Below are 20151 nucleotides of genomic sequence, written 5' to 3'. Positions count from 1 at the left end.
GTCCGTGCTGTTCAACTCACGGTGACGGCCGGCTCCCCCGCCGCGACGCCGTCCTGTTCCAGCTGTTCGGCGATCTTCATCGCCTCCTCGATGAGGGTCTCCACGATCTTCGACTCGGGTACGGTCTTGATGACCTCGCCCTTGACGAAGATCTGCCCCTTGCCGTTGCCGGAGGCGACCCCCAGGTCCGCCTCCCGCGCCTCGCCCGGGCCGTTGACCACACAACCCATCACGGCTACCCGCAACGGGACTTCCATGCCCGTAAGGCCCGCCGTGACCTGGTCGGCCAGCTTGTAGACGTCGACCTGGGCACGCCCGCAGGACGGACAGGAGACGATCTCCAGACGCCGCTGCTTGAGGTTCAGGGACTCCAGGATCTGCAGTCCGACCTTGACCTCCTCGGCGGGCGGGGCGCTGAGCGAGACCCTGATGGTGTCGCCGATGCCCTGCGACAGCAGCGCCCCGAAGGCGACCGCCGACTTGATCGTGCCCTGGAAGGCGGGCCCGGCCTCGGTCACCCCGAGGTGCAGCGGGTAGTCGCACTGCGCGGCGAGCTGCTTGTACGCCTCGATCATCACGACTGGGTCGTTGTGCTTGACCGAGATCTTGATGTCCCGGAAGCCGTGCTCCTCGAAGAGCGACGCCTCCCACAGCGCGCTCTCCACGAGCGCCTCCGGCGTTGCCTTGCCGTATTTCTGCAGCAGCCGCCTGTCGAGTGACCCGGCGTTGACCCCGATCCGGATCGGCGTGCCGTGGTCCCCCGCGGCCCGCGCGATCTGTTTCACCTGGTCGTCGAACTTCTTGATGTTGCCGGGGTTCACCCGCACCGCGGCACATCCGGCCTCGATCGCGGCGAACACGTACTTCGGCTGGAAGTGGATGTCCGCGATCACCGGGATCTGCGACTTGCGGGCGATGGTCGCGAGGGCGTCCGCGTCGTCCTGCGTGGGGCAGGCGACGCGGACGATCTGGCAGCCGGACGCGGTGAGTTCCGCGATCTGCTGCAGGGTGGCGCCGATGTCGGACGTACGGGTCGTCGTCATCGACTGCACCGACACCGGGGCCCCGCCCCCGACCGCCACCGGCCCGACCTGGATCTGCCGCGACAGGCGCCGCTCGGCGATCGGACGGGCCGGCACCTCGGGGACACCCAAGGGAATGGCGGTCATGACGTCACTCCCGGTTTCCGGAGACCGTCTCGCGCATGGCGCGCAGGGACTCCTTCAGGGACCCCATCGTGGCGAGGACGGCGGTGGGCTCGTAGCCGCAGTGCGCCATGCAGTTGGCGCAACGCGGGTCCTTTCCGCGGCCGTACTTGTCCCAGTCGGTGTCCTCGATCAGTTCCCGGTACGTCGGCACGTACCCGTCGCTCATCAGGTAGCAGGGGCGCTGCCAGCCGAAGAGCGAGTAGTTCGGGATCGCCCAGGCGGTGCACGGGAAGTCGACCTTGCCCTCCAGGAAGTCCAGGAAGAGCGGCGAGTGGTTGAGCCGCCAGCGGCGCCGGTTGCCGCCCGCGAAGGCCTTCTTGAACAGCTCGCGGGTCTGCTCCACGCCCAGGAAGTGCTCCTGGTCGGGCGCCTTCTCGTAGGCGTAGGCGGGCGAGATCATCATCTCGTCCACGTGCAGATCGTCATTGAGGAAGTTGAGCACCTCGATGATGGTCTGCGGGGTGTCCGTGTTGAAGAAGGTGGAGTTGGTGGTGACCCGGAAGCCGCGCCGCTTGGCCTCCTTGATCGCCTCCACGGCCTCGTCGAAGACGCCCTCCTTCGCCACCGACTCGTCGTGCCGCTCGCGCAGTCCGTCGATGTGCACGGCGAAGGCGAAGTAGGGAGAGGGCTTGAACTTGTCCATCTTCTTGCGCAGCAACATCGCGTTGGTGCACAGGAAGACGTACTTCTTCTTGGCCACCAACTGCCGCACGATCTCATCGATCTGAGGGTGCATCAGGGGTTCGCCGCCCGCGATGGACACCATCGGCGCACCGGATTCGAGCACCGCCCCGACGGCCTGCGCAACCGGCATGCGCTGCTTGAGCACACCCGCCGGATGCTGGATCTTGCCGCAGCCCTCGCACTTCAGATTGCACGCGAAGAGCGGTTCCAGCTCCACGATCAGCGGAAACTTGTCCCGCTTGCGGAGCTTCTGTTCAGCCAAGTACGTAGCGACCTTGATGGACTGACGCAGCGGCATGGCCATCTGGCTCACCTCCTGGGGAGCAGCAAAGAACGGTGCCATTCGACGAAAGCTGGAAGTACGGCACGAAGGACGCGGAAAGCCGATATTCCACCGCGGACCGTGCCGATTCGAACAAGTTCATGTTCAGGAGCGTCCACGACCACCCGCACGGCCGCAACCGGGCGCGCGCCGGTGCGCACGGCGCTCAGGAGCGTGGCCGCGGACTCCATGTCGACCGCGATTGCGCCGGTCGAGAGCAGATCCGACCGTTCGTGACCGCGCACGACATGATCGGAGCCGGTGAGGGGGCCGGTGTGGACGGTGCGCCCGGGCACGGCGCGCCCGAGCTCCTTGACGAGAAGGTCGGTCCCCACGCACGGAACGGTTCCGTCCGGGTCCCGGGTCTCCTCGGCGACGACCAGATCGCCGGGGTGCATGCCGGGGGCGAGCCCCGCGCAGAAGCCGGTGGCCAGCACGGCCGCCTCGCGCAGAGCGGGGTCGGCGAGGAGCCGGGTGACGGAGCGCTCGGCCGCCTTGGGCCCCATGCCCGTACGGAGCACGGTGACGGGCCCGACGGCACCGCCGCGATCCCGCCTGCGCAGGGCGAGGTGCTCGATGCCGAGCGCGCAGGCGATCAGCAGCGGGGCCGGGGCGGGCTGGGTGCTCATCAGCCCCCCTTGGCCTCGGCGAGAGGCTTCTTGGTGAAGGGCTCGCCGTTGACGTACCGGCCCAGCGCGGTGAGCGGGAAGACCTGCCGGTAGAGGTGGTAGTTGATCGAGAAGTCCCAGGGGAATCCGGTCCCGGTGAAGTACGGCTCGTCCCAGGAACCGTCGTCCAGCTGGGTGGCCGCGAGCCACTCGACGCCGCGCTCGACGGCCTTGGAGTCCTTCTCTCCCGCCGCCAGCAGCGCCATCAGCGCCCAGGCCGTCTGGGAGGCGGTGGAGGCGCCCTTGCCGCTCCACTCCTTGACGTCCTTGTAGGAGCGCAGGTCCTCGCCCCAGCCCCCGTCGTCGTTCTGGACGGACTCCAGCCAGGCCACCGCCCGCCGGATCGCCGGGTGCGAGCCGGGGAAGCCGGCCGCGACGAGGGCGGGTACGACCGAACCGGTGCCGTAGACGTAGTTGACGCCCCAGCGCCCGAACCACGAGCCGTCCGGCTCCTGCTCGGCGAGCAGCCACTCGATGCCGCGCCGGGTGCGCGGGTCGTGGGAGAGGCCCTCGACGGCCAGCATCTCCACCACGTGCGCCGTCACGTCCGCCGACGGCGGGTCGATGACCTCGCCGAAGTCGCAGAACGGCAGCCGGTTGGGGAACGGGCTGGTGTTGTCGACGTCGAAGGCGCCCCACGCCCCGTTCTTCGACTGCATCCCGAGGTTCCAGCGCACCCCGCGCCCGATGGCCTTGTCCACCCGCGCCGGGTCGTGGTGCCGGACGCGGCGCAGTGCGAGGACGACCTCGGCGGTGTCGTCGATGTCGGGGTAGTTGTCGTTGTGGAACTCGAACGCCCAGCCGCCGGGCGGCAGCCCGGGCCGCTTCACGGACCAGTCCCCGGGCCGGACGATCTCCTCGCCGAGCATCCAGTCCGTCGCCTTGACGAGCTGGGGATGGTCGGCGGGCAGGCCCGCGTCGGCGAGCGCGATGGTGGCGAGGCAGGTGTCCCACACGGGCGACTGACAGGCCTCGATCATCCGGGCCCCGTCCTCGCGCCACACGGCGAAACGGTCCAGCGACGCCAACCCCTCGCGCATCACCGGGTGCTGGAGGTCGTAGCCCAGCAGATACAGCGCGATCACCGAGTACACGGCCGGCGGCTGGATGCCGCCCCAGCAGCCGTCGTTCTCCTGCCGCTCGATGATCCAGCGCGCGGCGGAGTTCATGGCCGCCTTGCGCAGCCTGCGCGGTGCGACCTTGCGCAGCTGGTGCAGGCCCTTGTCCAGGCGCTGGAACGCGCCGTCCCAACTCGCCACCGGGGCAAGGGGCTTGGGCGGGTTCGGGTGGTCCGGGTCGGTGTGCAGCTCGTCGAGCGGGAAGGGCGCGGGCCGCACCGGCCGCTTCGCGGACACGATGGTGAGCGGCACGATCGTCTGCCGCGCCCAGCACCCGAAGTCGTAGATGTTGAGCGGCACCCACTTGGGGAAGTAGATGAGCTCCGGCGGGAGTTCGGGCAGGTCCTCCCACTTCCACCAGCCGAACAGCGCGAGCCAGATCCGGGTGAAGACACGGGCCGCGGCGATGCCGCCCCGATCACGGATCCAGCCGGAGGCCTTCGCCATGTGCGGGGCATCCGGCTCGTCGCCGGCCAGGCGCAGCGCGACATACGCCTCGATGGTGGTGGAGAGCTCGCCGGGTCCGCCGTAGAAGGTGGCCCAGGTGCCGTCCTCGCGCTGCTCGCCACGGATGAACAGCGCGGCGGCGTGCGCGGTGTCCTCGTCGAGGATGCCCAGGAACTGCCGTAGCAGAAGATCCTCGGCGTCCATGGTCACGTTCGTCTCGAGGTCGCCCTTCCACCAGCCCTGGGCGTCCTGCCGGGACAGCAGGAAGTCGGTGGAGCGTTGTACGGCGCGTACGGCGGCATCGCGTACCCCTGCCGCCACGGGGCTCGTGCTGTCGGTTTCGCTGGCCGCGGCAGCGCGGGGCGACGCGGCCCCGGTGCTTCCGTCGGTCGTCGCTGTCATGGCTTCCCCTTCGTGCAGTCGTTCACATCGTGCTGCTGTGGGTCCGCCGTCGGCCGGTGCTCGTGTTCCCGCGACACCGGCCGGCGACTACGCGAGGGCTATTCGACCGATAGTGATCATCTCTTTCGTACGACGACGAAGTCGGCGAGCGCCGTGAACCGGTCCCGCACCCGGTCGGGCATGTCGATGGCGTGCAGGGCCTCGATGGCGACGGTGTGCTGTCGGCGTGCCTCCTGCGCCGTCCACTCGCGGCCGCCCGCCTCCTCGATGAGCGCGGCGCGGAAGGCGAACTCCTCCTCGGAGAAGTTCTCGAAGTCGCTGCTCTTGGCATCCTCGGCGAGGATCTCGCCGAGCCGCTCGGAGGCGGATCCGCCCGCCGCTAGCGCGGCCACGACCGGCAGGGACTTCTTGCGCTGCCGCAGGTCGCTCCAGGTCTGCTTGCCGGTGGAGACGGGGTCGCCCCAGATGCCGAGCAGGTCGTCGACGGCCTGGAAGGCGAGACCCAGGTGGTAGCCGTACTTCTCCAGGGTGTCGGCGGTGCGGTCGTCCGCGCCGCCGAGCACCGCGCCGATGGAGGAGGCGCAGGCGAGCAGGGCGCCGGTCTTGTTGCCCTCCATCTCCAGGCACTCCTCGACGCTGACGCGGTCGCGGTGCTCGTAGGAGATGTCCTGCGCCTGGCCGTCGATGAGGGCGCGGGTGGCGGTGGTCAGGCGGCGGGTGGCGCGGCCGGCCTCGACGGTGCCGAGTTCCAGCAGGATTTCGTTGGCGAGGGCGAACAGGGCGTCGCCGACGAGGATCGCCTGGGCGGGGCCGTGCACCTTCCAGACGGTGTCGCGGTGGCGGCGCTGTTCGTCGCCGTCCATCAGGTCGTCGTGCAGGAGGGAGAAGTTGTGGACGAGCTCGACGGCCACGGCGCCGGGGATGCCGACCTCGGGTGCGGCGCCGGTGACCTCGGCGGAGAGCACCGCGAGAGCGGGGCGCACGGCTTTGCCGCCGTCCCCGTCGGCGGGGTTGCCCTCGGCGTCGATCCAGCCGAAGTGGTAGGCGGAAACGGTGTCCATGGGAGGGGCCAGGCGGTCGACGGCCGCCCGCAGTACCGGTGTGGCAAGGGTCCGGCCGCGCTCCAGGAGCGCGGTCACGTCCACCGCGTCGGCAGCCGTCTCGGCCGGGGGCACAGTGGGCACAGTCTCTCCTCTTGTTGCGGTACCGGGGGTGCGGGGACCTGCCGCATGCTGATCGAGCATCAGGCCGCCTCCTCGAACTCGAAGAGGTGACTCGGGCGGGGCCGGCCCAGGGCGCTCAGCGCGGCGTCCGCCGCACTCACACCACTGCGGACCGCACTCTCCATGGTCGCGGGCCACCCTGTGGCGGTCCACGCTCCGGCCAGGTAGAGGCCGGGGGCTTTGGTACGGGCGCCGGGCCGCAGCCGTCCGACGCCGGGGACGGGAGCGAACGTCGCCGTGCGCTCCCTGGTCACGAAGAAGTCCATCACCTCTGCGCCGCGGGTGCCGGGCAGCAGCCGCTCCAGCTCGGGCAGATAGCGCTCGCGGAGCGCTCCGACCGGCTCGTCGATCTCGTCGTGCGCCGCCGACTGGGACAGCGCGAGGTACTGGCCCTCGCGCAGCCCGGAGGCGTCGGTGCGGTCGAAGACCCACTGCACGGGGGTGCCGAGGGCCGCGAAGAACGGCCGGTTCAGCACCTTCCGGTCGTAGACGACATGCACATTGAGGATCGGCGCGGTGCCGATGTCGAGCAGCTGCTCAGGGGCGTCGAGGGCGCCCGCCGGCAGCAGATCGTGGGCCTCGCGCTGGGGTACGGCGAGCACGACCGCGTCGGCCTGGAGCGTCTCGCCGGGAACCTGAACGCTCCAACGCCCGTTCTCGTCAGTAGAGATGGAGGTGACGCGTGTACGGACCTCGGTACGGACGCCCGTGGAGTCGAGCGCCTTGCGGGCCAGCCGGTCATGCAGTTCACCCAGCGGGACGCGCGCCCAGCCGATGTCGGCCGCGCCCGGGTCGGACAGCAGACCGGTCTTGAACACCATCGCGGCGAGCCCCAGCGAGGCGTCGCCCGCGACCGCGTTGAGGGTGGCGACCCCGACCAGGTCCCACAGGGCCTCGACGGCACGCGCCGACTGACCGTGCGCGGTCAGCCAGCTGCCGAAGTCCTGGGTGTCCAGGGTCGGATCGGCGAGGTCGAGCCCCTTGAGCGCGAGCGCGGCACGGCCCACCTTGGCCCGCTCGGCGAGCGAGAGATGCGGATAGGTCGCGAGGCTGCGCCCCAGGTGCAGAGGCACCGGCAGGGCATCGCGCCGCAGCCTGCCGAGCCGCCGTCCCTCGGGCTTGTCGACGTCGAGTACGGGCACGTCGAGACGATCCTGCAGCGGCGCCAGCGCCGTCCCCTCGATGCGGTCGAGGAACCAGCGGTAGGCGGTGCAGCAGCGCAGGTACACGTGCTGTCCGTTGTCGACGGTCAGTTCGCCGCGCTGGAAGGAGAAGGCCAGGCCACCCAGTCTCGGCCTGCCTTCGATCAGGGTGACGCGGATGCCCGCGTCGGCGAGCGCGAGCGCTGCGGTGATGCCGGCGAGCCCGCCGCCGATCACGACGGCGTCCCGCCCGGGTCGTCCCGGGACGTCGGCGACCGGTTCGTCGGGCTGTTTGCCGTCGCTCATCGTGCACCCTCCCCTGCGCGACCGCCGTGGTTGAACCGTGCACGGTCGGCCGTCGCAGTCAGGGACGCCGTCCTCGTCCGGAGGGTTGCGTGCCGCTTTTCGCCGGTGGAATCACCTTGGACCGTTTTGTCCATCAGGTGCGCCTCCTGACGGTTCTCCGCGTCACATGCCGGGCGTCCAGCCCGGACAGCCCGCGGACGGCGACGTACGCCTTCTCCCGCCCGGGCAGCGAGACCCGGCCGCGCAGCACGGCCTCCGGGTCGCGCTCGATGCGGTCGAGCAGCCGGCGGTAGATGCCGGCCATGGCGGCGACGCAGGCGCCGCTGCGCCGGTCGAGCATGGGGAGCAGCCGGTAACCCTCGGCGAAAAGGGCGCGGGCCCGTCGCACTTCGAAGTGCACGAGGCCCGCGAAGTCGGAGCCCTCCGGTGGGGTCGGGCCGTTGAACCCGGCCGAGCACCCGAATTTCGCGAGGTCGTCGGCGGGCAGATAGGTGCGGCCGCCCTCGGCGTCCTCGCGGATGTCTCTGAGGATGTTGGTGAGCTGCAGCGCGAGCCCGAGCGTGTCGGCGTACTCCGGGGCGCGATCGGCGCCGCGCGCTCCCGGTTCCGTGCCGAACACGCCGAGCGAGAGCCGCCCGATGGCGCCCGCGACACAGCGGCAGTAGACCTTCAGGTCGTCCCAGGTCTCGTAGGTCTCGCCGCGGACGTCCATCAGCACGCCGTCGATCAGCTCGTCGAGCCCGTCGAGCGGGACCGGGAAGGTCTCGGCGGCATGGGCCAGAGCGACGGCGACCGGGTCGATGTCGTCCTCGGCGACCGCCCCGTCACGCACCCGGGCCAGCAGCGCCCGGGTGTCCTCGAGTCTTGCCGCCTTGACCTCGCCGGCCAGCGCGCCGTCGCCGATGTCGTCGACGCGCCTCGAAAACGCGTAGAGCGCCGACATCGCGCGGCGCTTGGGCGTCGGCAGCAGCCTGATGCCGTAGGCGAAGTTTCGGGCCTGCTGTCCGGTGACGGCCTCGCAGTAGCTGTAGGCGGCGAGTACCGGTGCGGACACGTGTTGTTCCGACTCCACGGTCCGGATCACCCCTCTCCTCGCAGAGTCACGCCCACCTCGCGCAGCAGCTGGACCTTGCCGGGCTTGGGCGGGCCGGGAAGTACGTCGTATTCCGCGGCGGCGATCGCTTTGACCGCCGCCCTTCCCCCCGCCACGAATCCCGCGAGCAGCAGCTTCAACCTGCCGTGGACGCTACCCACGAGGGGGGCGCCTTCATTCAGGAGATCGCGGGCGCGTTGTGCTTCGTATGCAACCAGTGCGCGCAACGATGCGCCCGCGGTGGGCGTGGCGAGATCCGCCTCCTGGACATGGAAGTGCTTCATGTCCTCGGCGGGCAGGTAGATGCGGTCGCGGCCGAGGTCCTCGGCGACGTCCTGCAGGTGTTCGACGATCTGGAGGGCCGTGCAGATCGCGTCCGAGAGCCGGATGCGTTCGGGGGTCGAGGTCCCGGTGACGGACAGGACCAGGCGGCCGACGGGGTTGGCCGACAGTTCGCAGTAGGCGAGCAGGTCGTCGTAGGTCTCGTAGCGGCTGACGAGCTGGTCCTGGCGGTTGGCGGCGATCAGGCCGAGGAAGGGCTCGGGGGTCAGCGAGTGGCGGCGGACGGTCAGCTGCAGGCGGCGCAGCAGGGGGTGGCACGGGACCCCGTCGAAGACCCGGTTCAGGTCGGCCTCGAAGGCGTCCAGGAGCAGCAGCCGGTCCTCGGCCTCCTTGGGCGACACGCCGAGCAGACGGGCGTCGGCGCCGCCGGGCGCCAGGTCGCCGTCGCCGATGTCGTCGACGAGACGGGCGAAGCCGTAGATGGCCATGAGGTCGGCGCGCCAGGCCTTGGGCAGGAAGAAAGGTGCCACGGGGAAGTTCTCACCCGCGGCCTTGTCGAGCGTGCCGCGCTCCGGATCGCCGGCGGGCGACAGGCCGGTTCCCGTCACCGGTGACTACCCGGGGCGGGGACGGCACATGCTGCGTTCAGCTGGGGAGTTTCCGTAGCCATTGCCGTCACATCTCCCGTTCTACACTGCCGACCCAATGCATACTATTTCGGACACGCCGCCCTGCTGTCCGTGCGGTTGTCCCGGTTGTGGGTGTCGCGCATTATCGCCCCACTTGCCGCGTTTCGGGACCGGTACAGCTTACGTTGTACAACGCAGCGAGGTTCCCCGGGGTGTCCTGCACATCACAACAACACACCGATTGGTGTCAAGATTCCTGGGGCGAGCGCCAGTTGACGTTTCCTTTGCAGACGCGGGGCCCCGCCGCAGAGGTTGCGGCGGGGCCCCGCGATCCGTTCTGGCCTGTGCGTCCAGTTGGGGGTGGACTACTTGCCGGTGAACTTCTCGTACTCCTTGAGGACCTCTTCGGTGGGCCCGTCCATGCGGAGCTCGCCGCGTTCCAGCCACAGGACACGGTCACAGGTGTCGCGGATCGACTTGTTGTTGTGACTGACGAGAAACACCGTGCCGGCCGACTTGCGCAACTCACGGATGCGTTCCTCGGAGCGGACCTGGAACTTGCGGTCACCGGTGGCCAGCGCCTCGTCGATCATCAGGACGTCGTGGTCCTTGGCGGCGGCGATGGAGAAGCGCAGGCGGGCCGCCATGCCGGAGGAGTAGGTGCGCATCGGCAGGGTGATGAAGTCGCCCTTCTCGTTGATCCCGGAGAAGTCGACGATGTCCTGGTAGCGCTCTCTGACCTGCTCGCGGGACATGCCCATGGCGAGACCGCCGAGGATGACGTTCCGCTCGCCGGTGAGGTCGTTCATCAGGGCGGCGTTCACGCCCAGCAGCGAGGGCTGGCCATTGGTGTAGACGCGGCCCTTCTCCGCCGGGAGCAGACCGGCGATGGCACGCAGCAGCGTCGACTTGCCGGAGCCGTTGGAGCCGATCAGGCCGACGGCCTCGCCGCGGTAGGCGACGAAGGAGACGCCCTTGACGGCGTGCACCTTGCGCACACCGCGCTCCTCGCCCCGCTTGACTATGCGGCTCAGGGCCGCGGTCGCGCTGCCCTTGCCGGTCTTGGCGCCGTGGACGCGGTACACGATGTGCAGCTCGTCCGAGATGACGGTGGGGATGCGCTGCTCCCCGGAGATCTGCTCAGCCACGTCCGTACCGCTCCTCCGCCTTCCAGAAGTACACGAAGCCTCCCACGAACACGACCACGGCCCAGAACAGGGCGATGGCCCAGACATGCGGGGGAAGGTTCCCGGCGCCGTATCCGTCGATCAGCGCGAAGCGCATCAGGTCCATGAAGACGGCAGCCGGGTTCACCTGGAGTGCGCGGGCGAACGCCTCGGAGCGGCCGGCCATCATGTGCTGGATGGAGAACATGACGCCGGACATGTACATCCAGGTGCGCAGGATGAACGGCATCAGCTGGGCCAGGTCCGGCGTCTTGGCGCCCATCCGCGCCACGATCAGCGCGAGCCCGGTGTTGAAGAGGAACTGCAGGAACAGGATCGGCACGATCAACAGCCAGGACAGACTGGGATAGCTGCCGAAGCCGATCACGATGACGAACAGCACGATCATCGAGAACAGCAGCTGCTGGAGCTGCTGCAGCGCGAAGGAGATCGGCAGCGAGGCGCGCGGGAAGTGCAGCGCCCGCACCAGGCCGAGGTTGCCGGAGATCGCGCGCACACCCGTCATGATCGAGCTCTGGGTGAAGGTGAACACGAAGACGCCCGTGACCAGGAACGGGATGTACACGTCCCGCGAGAAGCCGCGGCTGGCCTTGAGGATGACGCCGAAGATGAAGTAGTACACGGCCGCGTTGAGCAGCGGAGTGGCGACCTGCCAGAGCTGGCCGAGCTTGGCCTGGCTGTACTGCGCGGTCAGCTTCGCCTGGGAGAAGGCGAGGATGAAGTGACGCCGTCCCCAGAGCTGGCGGACGTAGTCGACGAGTCCGGGGCGGGCGCCGCTCACGGACAGCCCGTACTTCTCGGCGAGCTGTGCCGCCGAGAAGCCCTCGTCGGGCGACGCAGCCGCGCTCACCGCGACTGCGCCGTCATGCGTTGTGTCACTCACTGGTGGAAACTTTCGTCTTCGGGAAGGCGCTGCCCGTGCGGGCCGCGCGCTCTCAGCTTCGAGCTTGTCAGATGACGGGAGGCCGGCCCAGTCGAGTAAGCCGCCAAACGGTGCGCCACTTCATGGGCCTGCGCGGTCCGCACGATGTCGTCCAGCCTTCCCGGAAGCCGCCGAACCAGGCCCGCAGGGCCGGGCGCGAGGGGCGGCGCAGCAGGGTGAGCAGCATCCAGACCCCGAGGTAGACCGGGACCAGGAGCGCGGGCAGGTTGCGGCGGGCCAGCCAGACGCGGTTGCGGGCCACCATGCGGTGGTAGACCGCGTGCCGCGAGGGCGCGGTCGTCGGGTGGAACAGCACCATGTCGGACCGGTAGTCGATCATCCAGCCCGCGTCGAGGGCCCGCCATGCCAGGTCGGTTTCCTCGTGGGCGTAGAAGAATTCGTCCGGGAGCCCGCCGACTTCGGCGAAGACCTTCGTACGGACGGCGTTGGCGCCGCCGAGGAAGGTGGTGACCCGGGAGGAGCGCATCGGGTCGGCGGCGCGCAGGCGCGGGACGTGGCGGCGCTGGGTGACCCCGGTGTCGGGGTCGGCGATGCGGAAGCTGATGATGCCGAGCTTCGGGTCGGCCTCGAAGGCCTGGCGGCACAGCTCGGCGGTGTCGTGCTGGGCGAGGAGCCCGTCGTCGTCGAGGAACATCAGGACATCGACGTCGCGGCCGCTGGGGCCGAAGGCCTCGATGCCGACGTTGCGGCCGCCGGGGATGCCGAGGTTCTCGGGCAGCTCGATCGTACGGACGCCTTCGGGGACGTCCGGGACGGGCGAGCCGTTGCCGACCACGACCACCTCGACCCGGTCGCCGTCCTGCTTGGCGACCGAGTCGAGCAGGGCGCGGAGCTCGTCGGGGCGGTTGCCCATGGTGATGATCACCGCGCCGACCTTCATGCCGCTCACTTCAGCCTGCTGGAGGCGAGGATGGACACGAGGTGCAGCAGGGTCTGCAGCAGGGCGATGCCGGCCAGTACGGCCACGCCGAGCCGGGAGAAGAACAGGTCGCCGCGCATCTGGTCGGCGATCGCCAGAACCAGGATCAGCAGGGACGCCTCGATACCGAGGATCAGCCGGTGGAACTTGAACGCGGCGGCGGCCCGGCGGGCCAGCGCCATGCCGGAGGAGCGCATCTCGGCGGCGGCCTCCTGGACCGGGGGCTTCCCGCCCTGGTGCCGGGCGACGCCGACCAGGTCGGTCTCGGCCTTGATCAGGATCGCGCCGAGCGCGGCCAGCGTGCCGAGGAAGGCCCACAGCCAGTCGATACGGCCGCTGCCCCAGATGTCGGCGGCGCGCAGCCCGAAGCCGACGAGCACCGCGGCGTCGGTGAGGTAGGCGCCGACCCGGTCCAGGTAGACGCCGCTCAGCGAGTACTGCTTCTTCCAGCGAGCGATCTCGCCGTCGACGCAGTCCAGCAGCAGATACATCTGCACGCAGAACACGCCGAGCACGGCGCCCGCGATCCCCGGCACCAGCAGGGCCGGGGCCGCGAGCACGCCGAAGACGGTCATCAGATACGTGAGCTGGTTGGGCGTGACCCTGGTGTTCACCAGGTAGCGGTCGACCCGCAGGGACACCTCACGCATGTAGAGGCGTCCCATCCAGTGCTCACCGCTGCGCCGGTCCTTGACCCCTGCGGGGTGGACGACCGGGCGGAGTTCAGCTACCGATGGCCTTGACATAGTCGGCGTAGGTGTCCTTGATCTGGTCGGTTTTCAGGTCGAGGTGTTCGAGGATGGTGTAGCGGCCGGGCCTGGTCTCCGGGGCGAACTCCACGGCGCGGACGAACTCGTCCACCGTGAAGCCGATCTCCTCCGGCAGCACCGGAAGCCCGTGCCGGCGCAGCACCTCGGCCATGTACGCCGACTCCTCGTGCGCGCCGCGCAGATACATGGCGAAGGCGGCGCCCAGGCCGCACTGCTCGCCGTGGCTCGCGGCGCGCTTCGGGTACAGCAGGTCGAAGGCGTGGTTGATCTCGTGGCAGGAGCCCGAGGCGGGGCGCGAGTCGCCGGAGATCGACATCGCGATACCGGTGAGGACCAGCGCCTCGGCGAGCACCTGGAGGAAGGCGTTGTCCCCGATGCCGCCGGGGTGGCGCAGCACCGCCTCGCCGGCCTGGCGGGCCATGGCGGCGGCGAGGCCGTCGATCTTCTCGCCGGTGACGCGGTTGGACAGCTCCCAGTCCGCGATCGCGTTGATGTTGGAGATCGCGTCGCCGATGCCCGCGCGCACGAATCGCGCCGGGGCCTCGCGGATGACGTCGAGGTCGATGACGGCCGCGATCGGGTTCGGCACGCCGTAGGAACCGCGGCCGGCGTCGTTGTCGAGGGTGGCGACCGGCGAGCACAGGCCGTCGTGCGCCAGGTTCGTCGGCACGGCGACCAGGGGCAGGCCGACACGTGCCGCGGCGAACTTGGCGCAGTCGATGATCTTGCCGCCGCCGAGGCCCACGACCGCGTCGTAGTGGCCGGCCTTTATGTCGCCGGCCAGCCGCACCGCGTCGTCGAGGGTGCCGCCGCCGACCTCGTACCAGGTGGCACCGGGAAGCGTCGGGGCGATCCGCTCGCGCAGCTTGGCGCCGGAACCGCCGCTGACGGCGACGGCGAGGCGACCGGAGGTCGAGATGCGCTCATCGGCGAGCACGCAGGCCAGATCGTCGAGGGCACCCGGGCGGATGTCCACGACGAGCGGCGAGGGAATGAGCCGGGTCAGTACTGGCACGCGATCTCCCGTCCACGGGCGAGGTCGTCGTGGTTGTCGATCTCGACCCACTTGACGTCGCCGATCGGCGCCACGTCGATCCGGAAGCCGCGGTTCACGAGCTCCTGGTACCCGTGCTCGTAGAACTGCTGCGGGTCGGTCTCCCAGACCGCCTTCAGGGCGTCGGCCAGCTCGGGGGCGGCGTCGCCCTCGATCAGCGTCACGCCGATGTACTCGCCGGTCGCCTCGGCGGGGTCCATCAGCTTGGTGATCTTCGTCATGCCCTTCTCGGGGTCGACGACGACCTTCATCTCCTCGTCGGCGAGGGACTTCACGGTGTCGAGGGCGAGGATGATCTTCTTGCCGTCGCCGCGGGCGGCGAGCAGCGTCTTCTCGACGGAGACCGGGTGGACGGTGTCGCCGTTGGCGAGGATCACGCCGTCCTTGAGGGCGTCACGGCCGCACCACAGGGAGTAGGCGTTGTTCCACTCCTCGGCCTTGTCGTTGTCGATGAGGGTGAGCTTGAGGCCGTACTTGGCCTCCAGCGCCGCCTTGCGCTCGTACACGGCCTCCTTGCGGTAGCCGACGATGATCGCGACCTCGGTCAGGCCGATCTCGGCGAAGTTGCCGAGGGTCAGGTCCAGAACCGTCGGTTCGCCCTCTATGCCCGCGGGCCCCACCGGCACCAGCGCCTTGGGAAGGCTGTCGGTGTAGGGGCGCAGACGCCGTCCGGCGCCGGCCGCCAGCACGAGGCCGATCATGCGGGTTCTCCTTCATCGTGTACGGCGGGGGCCCCGGAGGACACCCAGAAGCGGATGCTCTCGGCGAGCACCACCAGGGCGACGGCCACGGCGAGCGCCGTGAGCGCGACCTTGAACTGCGAGGCGGTGAGCACCGCGGCCAGGACGGTGACGAGCAGCGTCCGCCCTTCGTGCCCCCCAATGGCGCGCACCAGCCAGGCCGGCGGCGCTCCGGCGTTGCCGCGGATGCGGTACACCGTGTCGTAGTGATGGTAGGCGACGGCCGCCACCAGCCCGAAAGCTGCAGGAAGGGCTCCGTTCACATCCGCTTTGGCTGCCAGGATCAGGACGGTGCCGTATTCGGCGGCGCGGAACAGCGGGGGGACGAGCCAGTCGAGAGCGCCCTTGAGAGGCAGGGCGACAGCGGCGGCCGAGGTGATGAGATAGAGCACAGCCATGCCGACGGGCAGCGCGCTGCCGTACGAGGAGGAGCCCGCGGCGGCGACCAGCAGCGCGGCACCCGGCAGCGCCACGAAGGCGCGCGAGCCGAACGGGGGCTTGGCAGGCAGCTTCCCCAGCAATGCCACAACGCCCTCGGCCAGCGGCCCGCTGTCCGCAAGGTCCGCCAGCGCCTGCGCCGCCCGGTCGGTGCGCTGCGCCTTGCGGGTCAGCGAGCGAAGGACGCGGCCCGCCGTCGTGTACGTCGCCGCGAACGCGCAGCCGATGAGCAGGACGTAGAAGGTGATCCGGGGCGTGGTGACCGCCGTCAGGACCGCGATCATCGCCCAGCGCTCACCGATCGGCAGGACGATCATGCGGCGCACCCACACCGTCCAGCCGACGCTGTCCAGCTTGTCGGAGAGGGCCGCGGTGGGGCTGGTGTTGGCGGTGGCGTCGTGGTTGGCCTCGTTGAAGGAGAAGTCGACGACGTGCCGGCAGGTCTGCAGGATCATCGCGCCGAGCGCGAGGGCCCATACGTCGTCGCCACCGCGGGCCGCGCCCAGGGCGAGGCCGGCGTAGTAGGCGTACTCCTTGGCCCGGTCGAAGGTGGCGTCGAGCCAGGCACCGAGCGTGGAGTACTGCAGGGAGTAGCGGGCGAGCTGGCCGTCGGTGCAGTCCAGTACGAAGGACGCGATCAGCAGGACGCCCGCCGCTATGAAGCCGACGCGGGTGCCGGTGGCCGCGCAGCCCGCCGCGATCAGCGCGGTGAGCAGGGAGGCGGTGGTGACCTGGTTCGGGGTCAGGCCGCGGCGGGCGCACCAGCGGGCGATGTAGCGGGAGTACGGGCTGATGCAGAACGTGGTGAAGAAGCCGTCGCGGGACTTCACGGCCGACTTCAGACGTACGGCCTCGTCGTCGACGTTCGCGACGGCCTGCCGCGCCTCGTTGCGGGACTGCGGGTCGGCGGGGACCGCGGCGACCAGGCTGCCGAGCTCCGGGCGGTGCACGTCGGCGCCGTCGGTGTCGAGGGCGGTGACGATGCGGTCGGCGAGGCTGTCGACGGCGACTGCCGTGCCGCCGCCGGCCGAGTTCTCGCGGGCCATCGCCCGGGTCAGGGCCTGGCGGCCGGCCGGCTGGGCCGTCACGGCGCCCGGGATCGCGGCGAGCGGGAAGCGGGGATCGGTCAGGCCGAGGCGCAGCGCGTGCAGATGTCCCACGAAGCGGGCGTCGACGACGGCGACTCGCTGGTCGCCCGGCGCCTGGGCCAGCAGCGCCTCGGCGTCGGCGGTGTCGGAGGCGGTCCGTACGTCGAAGCCGAGGGACCGCAGATCGCCCTCGATCGACGATCCGGGGACCGGCTGACCGGTCAGGATGGCGGTCGACAACCGAACTCACTCCCTGGGTGCCGACGCGCCGGCGCCGGTCATGTGCACGATGGGGGACGCCCCTTGGCTGGACCAGGCGGGCGGCATGTCGGCAGAGGCTATCGGATGCCCGGAGAGCGGAGTTCACCGCCCGTTCACGGGCCGATCAACGCCGTCTCCACTGGCCTTTGCCACGATCATCATCGGTGATCCGGGGTCTCGCCGACAAACCGCGCCGCCCAGATCAGGCATCCGGGACATTGGGGATCGCCGGGTGGCGTCGGCATAGGGTGGGCGACCATGACATGGCTGATCACAGGCGGAGCGGGATACATCGGGGCCCATGTGGCGCGGGTCATGAGGGACGCCGGAGAGCGCGTCGTGGCGCTGGACGACCTCTCGGCAGGGGTGCCCGCGCGGCTCCCGGCGGACGTACCGCTCATCGAGGGCTCGACGCTGGACGGCGGCCTGCTGAAGCGGGTGTTCGCCGAGTACGAGGTGACGGGTGTCGTTCATCTCGCGGCACGCAAGCAGGTCGCCGAGTCCGTGGCGCAGCCCACCCGCTACTACCGGGAGAACGTCGGCGGTCTCGCGACGCTCCTGGAGGCGGTCGCCGAGGCCGGGATCGGGAAGTTCCTGTTCTCCTCGTCCGCGGCCGTCTACGGCAACCCCGATGTGGACCTCATCACCGAGGACACCCCGTGCGCGCCGGTGAACCCGTACGGCGAGACCAAGCTCACCGGCGAGTGGCTGGTCCGGGCGGCGGGCCGGACGCACGGCATATCGACGGTCTGCCTGCGGTACTTCAACGTGGCGGGCGCGGCCGCGCCCGAGCTGGCGGACACGGGCGTCTTCAACATCGTCCCGATGGTCTTCGACCGGCTCACCCGCGACGAGGCCCCCCGGATCTTCGGCGACGACTACCCGACACCGGACGGCACCTGCATCCGCGACTACATCCATGTCGCCGACCTGGCCGAGGCGCACCTGGCGGCGGCCCGGCGGCTCGCCGACCGAAGCGGTGACCTCACGGTGAACATCGGCCGCGGGGAGGGCGTCTCCGTCCGCGAGCTGATCACCGTCATCGGCGAGGTCACCGGCGACCGCCGCCCGGCCCTGGTCGAGGCCCGCCGCCCCGGGGACGCGCCCCGCGCGGTCGCCTCTGCCGCCCGGGCCGCCGAGGAACTGGGCTGGACCGCCCGGCGCGGGGTGCGCGAGATGGTCGCATCGGCGTGGCAGGGCTGGCTGCTGCACCACGGCAGGTGACGCCACGGCAAGGGAACTGAGGGCGCCCTGACCTGCGTATCGTTTCCGCAGGTCAGGGCACATGACAACGGTGTTCAGTGCCGCGTTGCCCAGTACCCCCCACCCGTAGTTCACTGTGATCCCGGACGGAACACAGGAGGGCGGCTGTCATGGGGGCTGGGCACGATCACGGGCACGGGCACTCGCATGCCCCGCCCACCGGTACGGCCGCTGCGGCGTACCGCGGGCGGCTGCGCGTCGCGCTGTCGATCACGCTCACCGTCATGGTGGTCGAGATCGTCGGCGGCATGCTCGCCGACTCGCTCGCGCTGATCGCGGACGCCGCCCACATGGCGACCGACGCGCTGGGCCTGGGCATGTCCCTGTTCGCCATCCACTTCGCCAACCGCCCGCCGAGCGGCAACCGCACCTTCGGGTACGCCCGCGCCGAGATCCTCGCCGCGCTCGCCAACTGTCTGCTGCTGCTCGGCGTCGGCGGCTATGTCCTCTACGAGGCGATCCAGCGGTTCGTCACGCCGGCCGACACCGAGGGCGGGCTGACCATCGTGTTCGGTCTGATCGGCCTGGTCGCGAACATGGTCTCCCTGACGCTGCTGGTGCGGGGCCAGCAGGAGAGCCTGAACGTGCGCGGCGCGTTCCTGGAAGTGGCCGCGGACGCCCTGGGTTCGCTCGCGGTGATCATCTCGGCGCTGGTGATCCTCGCCACCGGCTGGCAGGCCGCCGACCCGATCGCCTCACTCGTCATCGGCCTGATGATCGTGCCCCGCACCGTCAAGCTGCTGCGCGAGACCCTGGACATCCTGCTGGAGGCGGCCCCCAGGGACGTGGACATGGTGGCCGTACGGACCCACATCCTGGAGCTGGACGGTGTCGAGGACGTCCACGACCTGCACGCCTGGACGATCACGTCGGGTATGCCGGTGCTGTCCGCGCACGTCGTCGTGCGCTCCGACGTCCTCAGCGCGATCGGCCACGAGAAGATGCTCCACGAGCTCCAGGAGTGCCTGGGCGACCACTTCGACGTGGCGCACTGCACCTTCCAGCTGGAACCGGGCGGGCACGCGGAGCACGAGGCGAAGGTGTGCCATTGAGGCAGGTGGGGCGCACCTTGGCCGGAATGCAGCCGTCCGGCGCGGCTCTGCGTCGTTAAGCCTCACAGCGCTGCCCGGACGGTTCCCCGCCGATCGCACCGGGCACGATCAACTACCGGGCCCCTCGTTCGGCGTTCGACCGGTGACGGCCGCGGCCGGCGCCGCGCGCGGGACATGCGGCACTGCCGTGAAGTGCCGGGAGTGCCGGTTTCGTACGGCAGACTTGGGGCGCGAAGACCGATGTGAAGGATGGGTATGCCGATCACACCTGCCACCGCGACGCACACTCCGTCGAGCGGCACCGCAGACGCGATTTTGCTGGAACTTGTCGACGAGAACGGCGTCACGATCGGCACCGCGGAGAAGCTCGCCGCCCATCAGCCGCCGGGGCAGCTGCACCGCGCCTTCTCCGTCTTTCTCTTCGACGAGCGCGGCCGGCTGCTGCTGCAGCAGCGGGCGCTGGGCAAGTACCACTCCCCCGGTGTGTGGTCCAACACCTGCTGCGGCCACCCCTACCCCGGCGAGGCGCCCTTCGCGGCGGCGGCCCGGCGCACCCACGAGGAGCTGGGTGTGTCCCCCTCGCTGCTCGCCGAGGCGGGCACGGTCCGCTACAACCATCCGGACCCGGACTCGGGCCTGGTCGAGCAGGAGTACAACCACCTGTTCGTCGGCCTGGTGCAGGCCACGCTGCGGCCGGACCCGGAGGAGGTCGGCGCGACGGCCTATGTGACCCCCGCCGAACTCGCGGAGCGGCACGCCAGGGACGCCTTCTCGTCCTGGTTCATGACGGTGCTGGACGCGGCCCGTCCGGCGGTCAGGGAGCTGACGGGCCCGTCGGCCGGCTGGTGACCCTCAGGCCGGGTCGGGCGAAGTACGCTGCGGTTCGGCAGCGCCCTAAAGGGGCGCGGGGCT

General features: G+C 70.2%; 19 protein-coding genes. 3 read left to right on the top strand and 16 right to left on the bottom strand.

All coding sequences use genetic code 11. From position 1 onward, the window contains the following. Nucleotides 1-11: 11 nt before the first annotated feature. The 16 genes from ispG to P2Q00_RS03220 all read right to left on the bottom strand — a co-directional run bounded on the left by ispG (nucleotide 12) and on the right by P2Q00_RS03220 (nucleotide 16903). Nucleotides 12-1169 carry a flavodoxin-dependent (E)-4-hydroxy-3-methylbut-2-enyl-diphosphate synthase gene (ispG, locus tag P2Q00_RS03290; protein ID WP_275769225.1) on the bottom strand — a complete coding sequence of 386 codons (1158 nt, stop codon included), beginning with the start codon at nucleotides 1167-1169 and terminating at the stop codon, nucleotides 12-14. Nucleotides 1170-1173: 4 nt separating this feature from the next. Then, nucleotides 1174-2196 (bottom strand): adenosyl-hopene transferase HpnH, encoded by a 1023-nt coding sequence (gene hpnH, locus P2Q00_RS03285; protein WP_275769224.1) that lies wholly within the window; start codon nucleotides 2194-2196, stop codon nucleotides 1174-1176. A 5-nt stretch (nucleotides 2197-2201) separates the two neighbouring features. Beyond that, on the bottom strand, nucleotides 2202-2843 hold the full coding sequence (locus tag P2Q00_RS03280) for a phosphorylase family protein (RefSeq protein WP_275769223.1): 642 nt from the start codon (nucleotides 2841-2843) through the stop codon (nucleotides 2202-2204). After that, nucleotides 2843-4849 carry a squalene--hopene cyclase gene (gene shc / locus P2Q00_RS03275; protein WP_275769220.1) on the bottom strand — a complete coding sequence of 669 codons (2007 nt, stop codon included), beginning with the start codon at nucleotides 4847-4849 and terminating at the stop codon, nucleotides 2843-2845. The genes P2Q00_RS03280 and shc overlap by 1 nt, the downstream gene beginning before the upstream one ends. 116 nt (nucleotides 4850-4965) lie before the next feature. Next, on the bottom strand, nucleotides 4966-6093 hold the full coding sequence (locus tag P2Q00_RS03270; protein WP_275769219.1) for a polyprenyl synthetase family protein: 1128 nt from the start codon (nucleotides 6091-6093) through the stop codon (nucleotides 4966-4968). Further along, nucleotides 6093-7520, bottom strand: a complete 1428-nt coding sequence (gene hpnE / locus P2Q00_RS03265) for a hydroxysqualene dehydroxylase HpnE (protein ID WP_275769217.1) — start codon at nucleotides 7518-7520, stop codon at nucleotides 6093-6095. The genes P2Q00_RS03270 and hpnE overlap by 1 nt, the downstream gene beginning before the upstream one ends. Then, nucleotides 7517-7654, bottom strand: coding sequence for a DUF6380 family protein (locus tag P2Q00_RS50910; protein ID WP_369293665.1), 138 nt, complete (start codon nucleotides 7652-7654; stop codon nucleotides 7517-7519). The genes hpnE and P2Q00_RS50910 overlap by 4 nt, the downstream gene beginning before the upstream one ends. Beyond that, complete coding sequence (gene hpnD, locus P2Q00_RS03260; protein ID WP_275769214.1) at nucleotides 7654-8604, bottom strand: presqualene diphosphate synthase HpnD; 951 nt, start codon at nucleotides 8602-8604, stop codon at nucleotides 7654-7656. The genes P2Q00_RS50910 and hpnD overlap by 1 nt, the downstream gene beginning before the upstream one ends. Beyond that, nucleotides 8601-9503: a squalene synthase HpnC gene (gene hpnC, locus P2Q00_RS03255; RefSeq protein WP_275769211.1), complete on the bottom strand. Its 903-nt coding sequence runs from the start codon at nucleotides 9501-9503 to the stop codon at nucleotides 8601-8603. Before hpnC ends, hpnD begins: the two co-directional genes overlap by 4 nt. 386 nt (nucleotides 9504-9889) lie before the next feature. After that, entirely contained in the window at nucleotides 9890-10672 is a 783-nt protein-coding gene (locus P2Q00_RS03250) for an ABC transporter ATP-binding protein (RefSeq protein ID WP_275769209.1), read from the bottom strand. Beyond that, a complete protein-coding gene (locus tag P2Q00_RS03245) occupies nucleotides 10665-11594 on the bottom strand; it encodes an ABC transporter permease (RefSeq protein WP_275769206.1) in 930 nt (309 codons plus the stop codon). Before P2Q00_RS03245 ends, P2Q00_RS03250 begins: the two co-directional genes overlap by 8 nt. 67 nt (nucleotides 11595-11661) lie before the next feature. Next, nucleotides 11662-12534, bottom strand: coding sequence for a glycosyltransferase family 2 protein (locus tag P2Q00_RS03240; RefSeq protein WP_275769496.1), 873 nt, complete (start codon nucleotides 12532-12534; stop codon nucleotides 11662-11664). A gap of 5 nt (nucleotides 12535-12539) precedes the next feature. Then, nucleotides 12540-13319 carry a CDP-alcohol phosphatidyltransferase family protein gene (locus tag P2Q00_RS03235; RefSeq protein ID WP_275769204.1) on the bottom strand — a complete coding sequence of 260 codons (780 nt, stop codon included), beginning with the start codon at nucleotides 13317-13319 and terminating at the stop codon, nucleotides 12540-12542. Further along, nucleotides 13297-14358, bottom strand: a complete 1062-nt coding sequence (locus P2Q00_RS03230; RefSeq protein ID WP_275769202.1) for an iron-containing alcohol dehydrogenase family protein — start codon at nucleotides 14356-14358, stop codon at nucleotides 13297-13299. The genes P2Q00_RS03235 and P2Q00_RS03230 overlap by 23 nt, the downstream gene beginning before the upstream one ends. After that, a complete protein-coding gene (locus tag P2Q00_RS03225; RefSeq protein ID WP_275769200.1) occupies nucleotides 14346-15098 on the bottom strand; it encodes a phosphocholine cytidylyltransferase family protein in 753 nt (250 codons plus the stop codon). The genes P2Q00_RS03230 and P2Q00_RS03225 overlap by 13 nt, the downstream gene beginning before the upstream one ends. Further along, nucleotides 15095-16903: a DUF5941 domain-containing protein gene (locus tag P2Q00_RS03220; RefSeq protein ID WP_275769197.1), complete on the bottom strand. Its 1809-nt coding sequence runs from the start codon at nucleotides 16901-16903 to the stop codon at nucleotides 15095-15097. Before P2Q00_RS03220 ends, P2Q00_RS03225 begins: the two co-directional genes overlap by 4 nt. A 279-nt stretch (nucleotides 16904-17182) precedes the next feature. Between P2Q00_RS03220 and galE the strand changes: the two genes are divergently transcribed. The 3 genes from galE (at nucleotide 17183) to idi (ending at nucleotide 20088) form a co-directional block, all read left to right on the top strand. After that, complete coding sequence (gene galE / locus P2Q00_RS03215) at nucleotides 17183-18148, top strand: UDP-glucose 4-epimerase GalE (RefSeq protein ID WP_275769194.1); 966 nt, start codon at nucleotides 17183-17185, stop codon at nucleotides 18146-18148. A 149-nt stretch (nucleotides 18149-18297) separates the two neighbouring features. Further along, entirely contained in the window at nucleotides 18298-19239 is a 942-nt protein-coding gene (locus tag P2Q00_RS03210) for a cation diffusion facilitator family transporter (protein WP_275769191.1), read from the top strand. Between the two features lie 255 nt (nucleotides 19240-19494). Beyond that, nucleotides 19495-20088, top strand: coding sequence for an isopentenyl-diphosphate Delta-isomerase (gene idi / locus P2Q00_RS03205; RefSeq protein WP_275769188.1), 594 nt, complete (start codon nucleotides 19495-19497; stop codon nucleotides 20086-20088). Nucleotides 20089-20151 lie beyond the last annotated feature (63 nt).

Origin of the sequence: Streptomyces coacervatus, assembly GCF_029223485.1 — a bacterium.
In the GTDB taxonomy this organism is placed as follows: Bacteria; Actinomycetota; Actinomycetes; order Streptomycetales; family Streptomycetaceae; genus Streptomyces; species Streptomyces coacervatus.
This window is presented reverse-complemented; position numbering and strand designations above follow the sequence as displayed.

Bases quoted from the DNA above. Each gene is read 5' to 3' on its own strand.
- P2Q00_RS03210 (WP_275769191.1), top strand. From the start codon at position 18,298: ATGGGGGCTGGGCACGATCACGGGCACGGGCACTCGCATGCCCCGCCC.
- hpnE (WP_275769217.1), bottom strand. From the start codon at position 7,520: ATGAGCGACGGCAAACAGCCCGACGAACCGGTCGCCGACGTCCCGGGA.
- P2Q00_RS03240 (WP_275769496.1), bottom strand. From the start codon at position 12,534: ATGAAGGTCGGCGCGGTGATCATCACCATGGGCAACCGCCCCGACGAG.
- hpnH (WP_275769224.1), bottom strand. From the start codon at position 2,196: ATGGCCATGCCGCTGCGTCAGTCCATCAAGGTCGCTACGTACTTGGCT.
- ispG (WP_275769225.1), bottom strand. From the start codon at position 1,169: ATGACCGCCATTCCCTTGGGTGTCCCCGAGGTGCCGGCCCGTCCGATC.
- idi (WP_275769188.1), top strand. From the start codon at position 19,495: ATGCCGATCACACCTGCCACCGCGACGCACACTCCGTCGAGCGGCACC.
- galE (WP_275769194.1), top strand. From the start codon at position 17,183: ATGACATGGCTGATCACAGGCGGAGCGGGATACATCGGGGCCCATGTG.
- P2Q00_RS03225 (WP_275769200.1), bottom strand. From the start codon at position 15,098: ATGATCGGCCTCGTGCTGGCGGCCGGCGCCGGACGGCGTCTGCGCCCC.
- P2Q00_RS50910 (WP_369293665.1), bottom strand. From the start codon at position 7,654: ATGGACAAAACGGTCCAAGGTGATTCCACCGGCGAAAAGCGGCACGCA.
- P2Q00_RS03270 (WP_275769219.1), bottom strand. From the start codon at position 6,093: ATGCTCGATCAGCATGCGGCAGGTCCCCGCACCCCCGGTACCGCAACA.
- shc (WP_275769220.1), bottom strand. From the start codon at position 4,849: ATGACAGCGACGACCGACGGAAGCACCGGGGCCGCGTCGCCCCGCGCT.
- P2Q00_RS03280 (WP_275769223.1), bottom strand. From the start codon at position 2,843: ATGAGCACCCAGCCCGCCCCGGCCCCGCTGCTGATCGCCTGCGCGCTC.
- P2Q00_RS03235 (WP_275769204.1), bottom strand. From the start codon at position 13,319: ATGTCAAGGCCATCGGTAGCTGAACTCCGCCCGGTCGTCCACCCCGCA.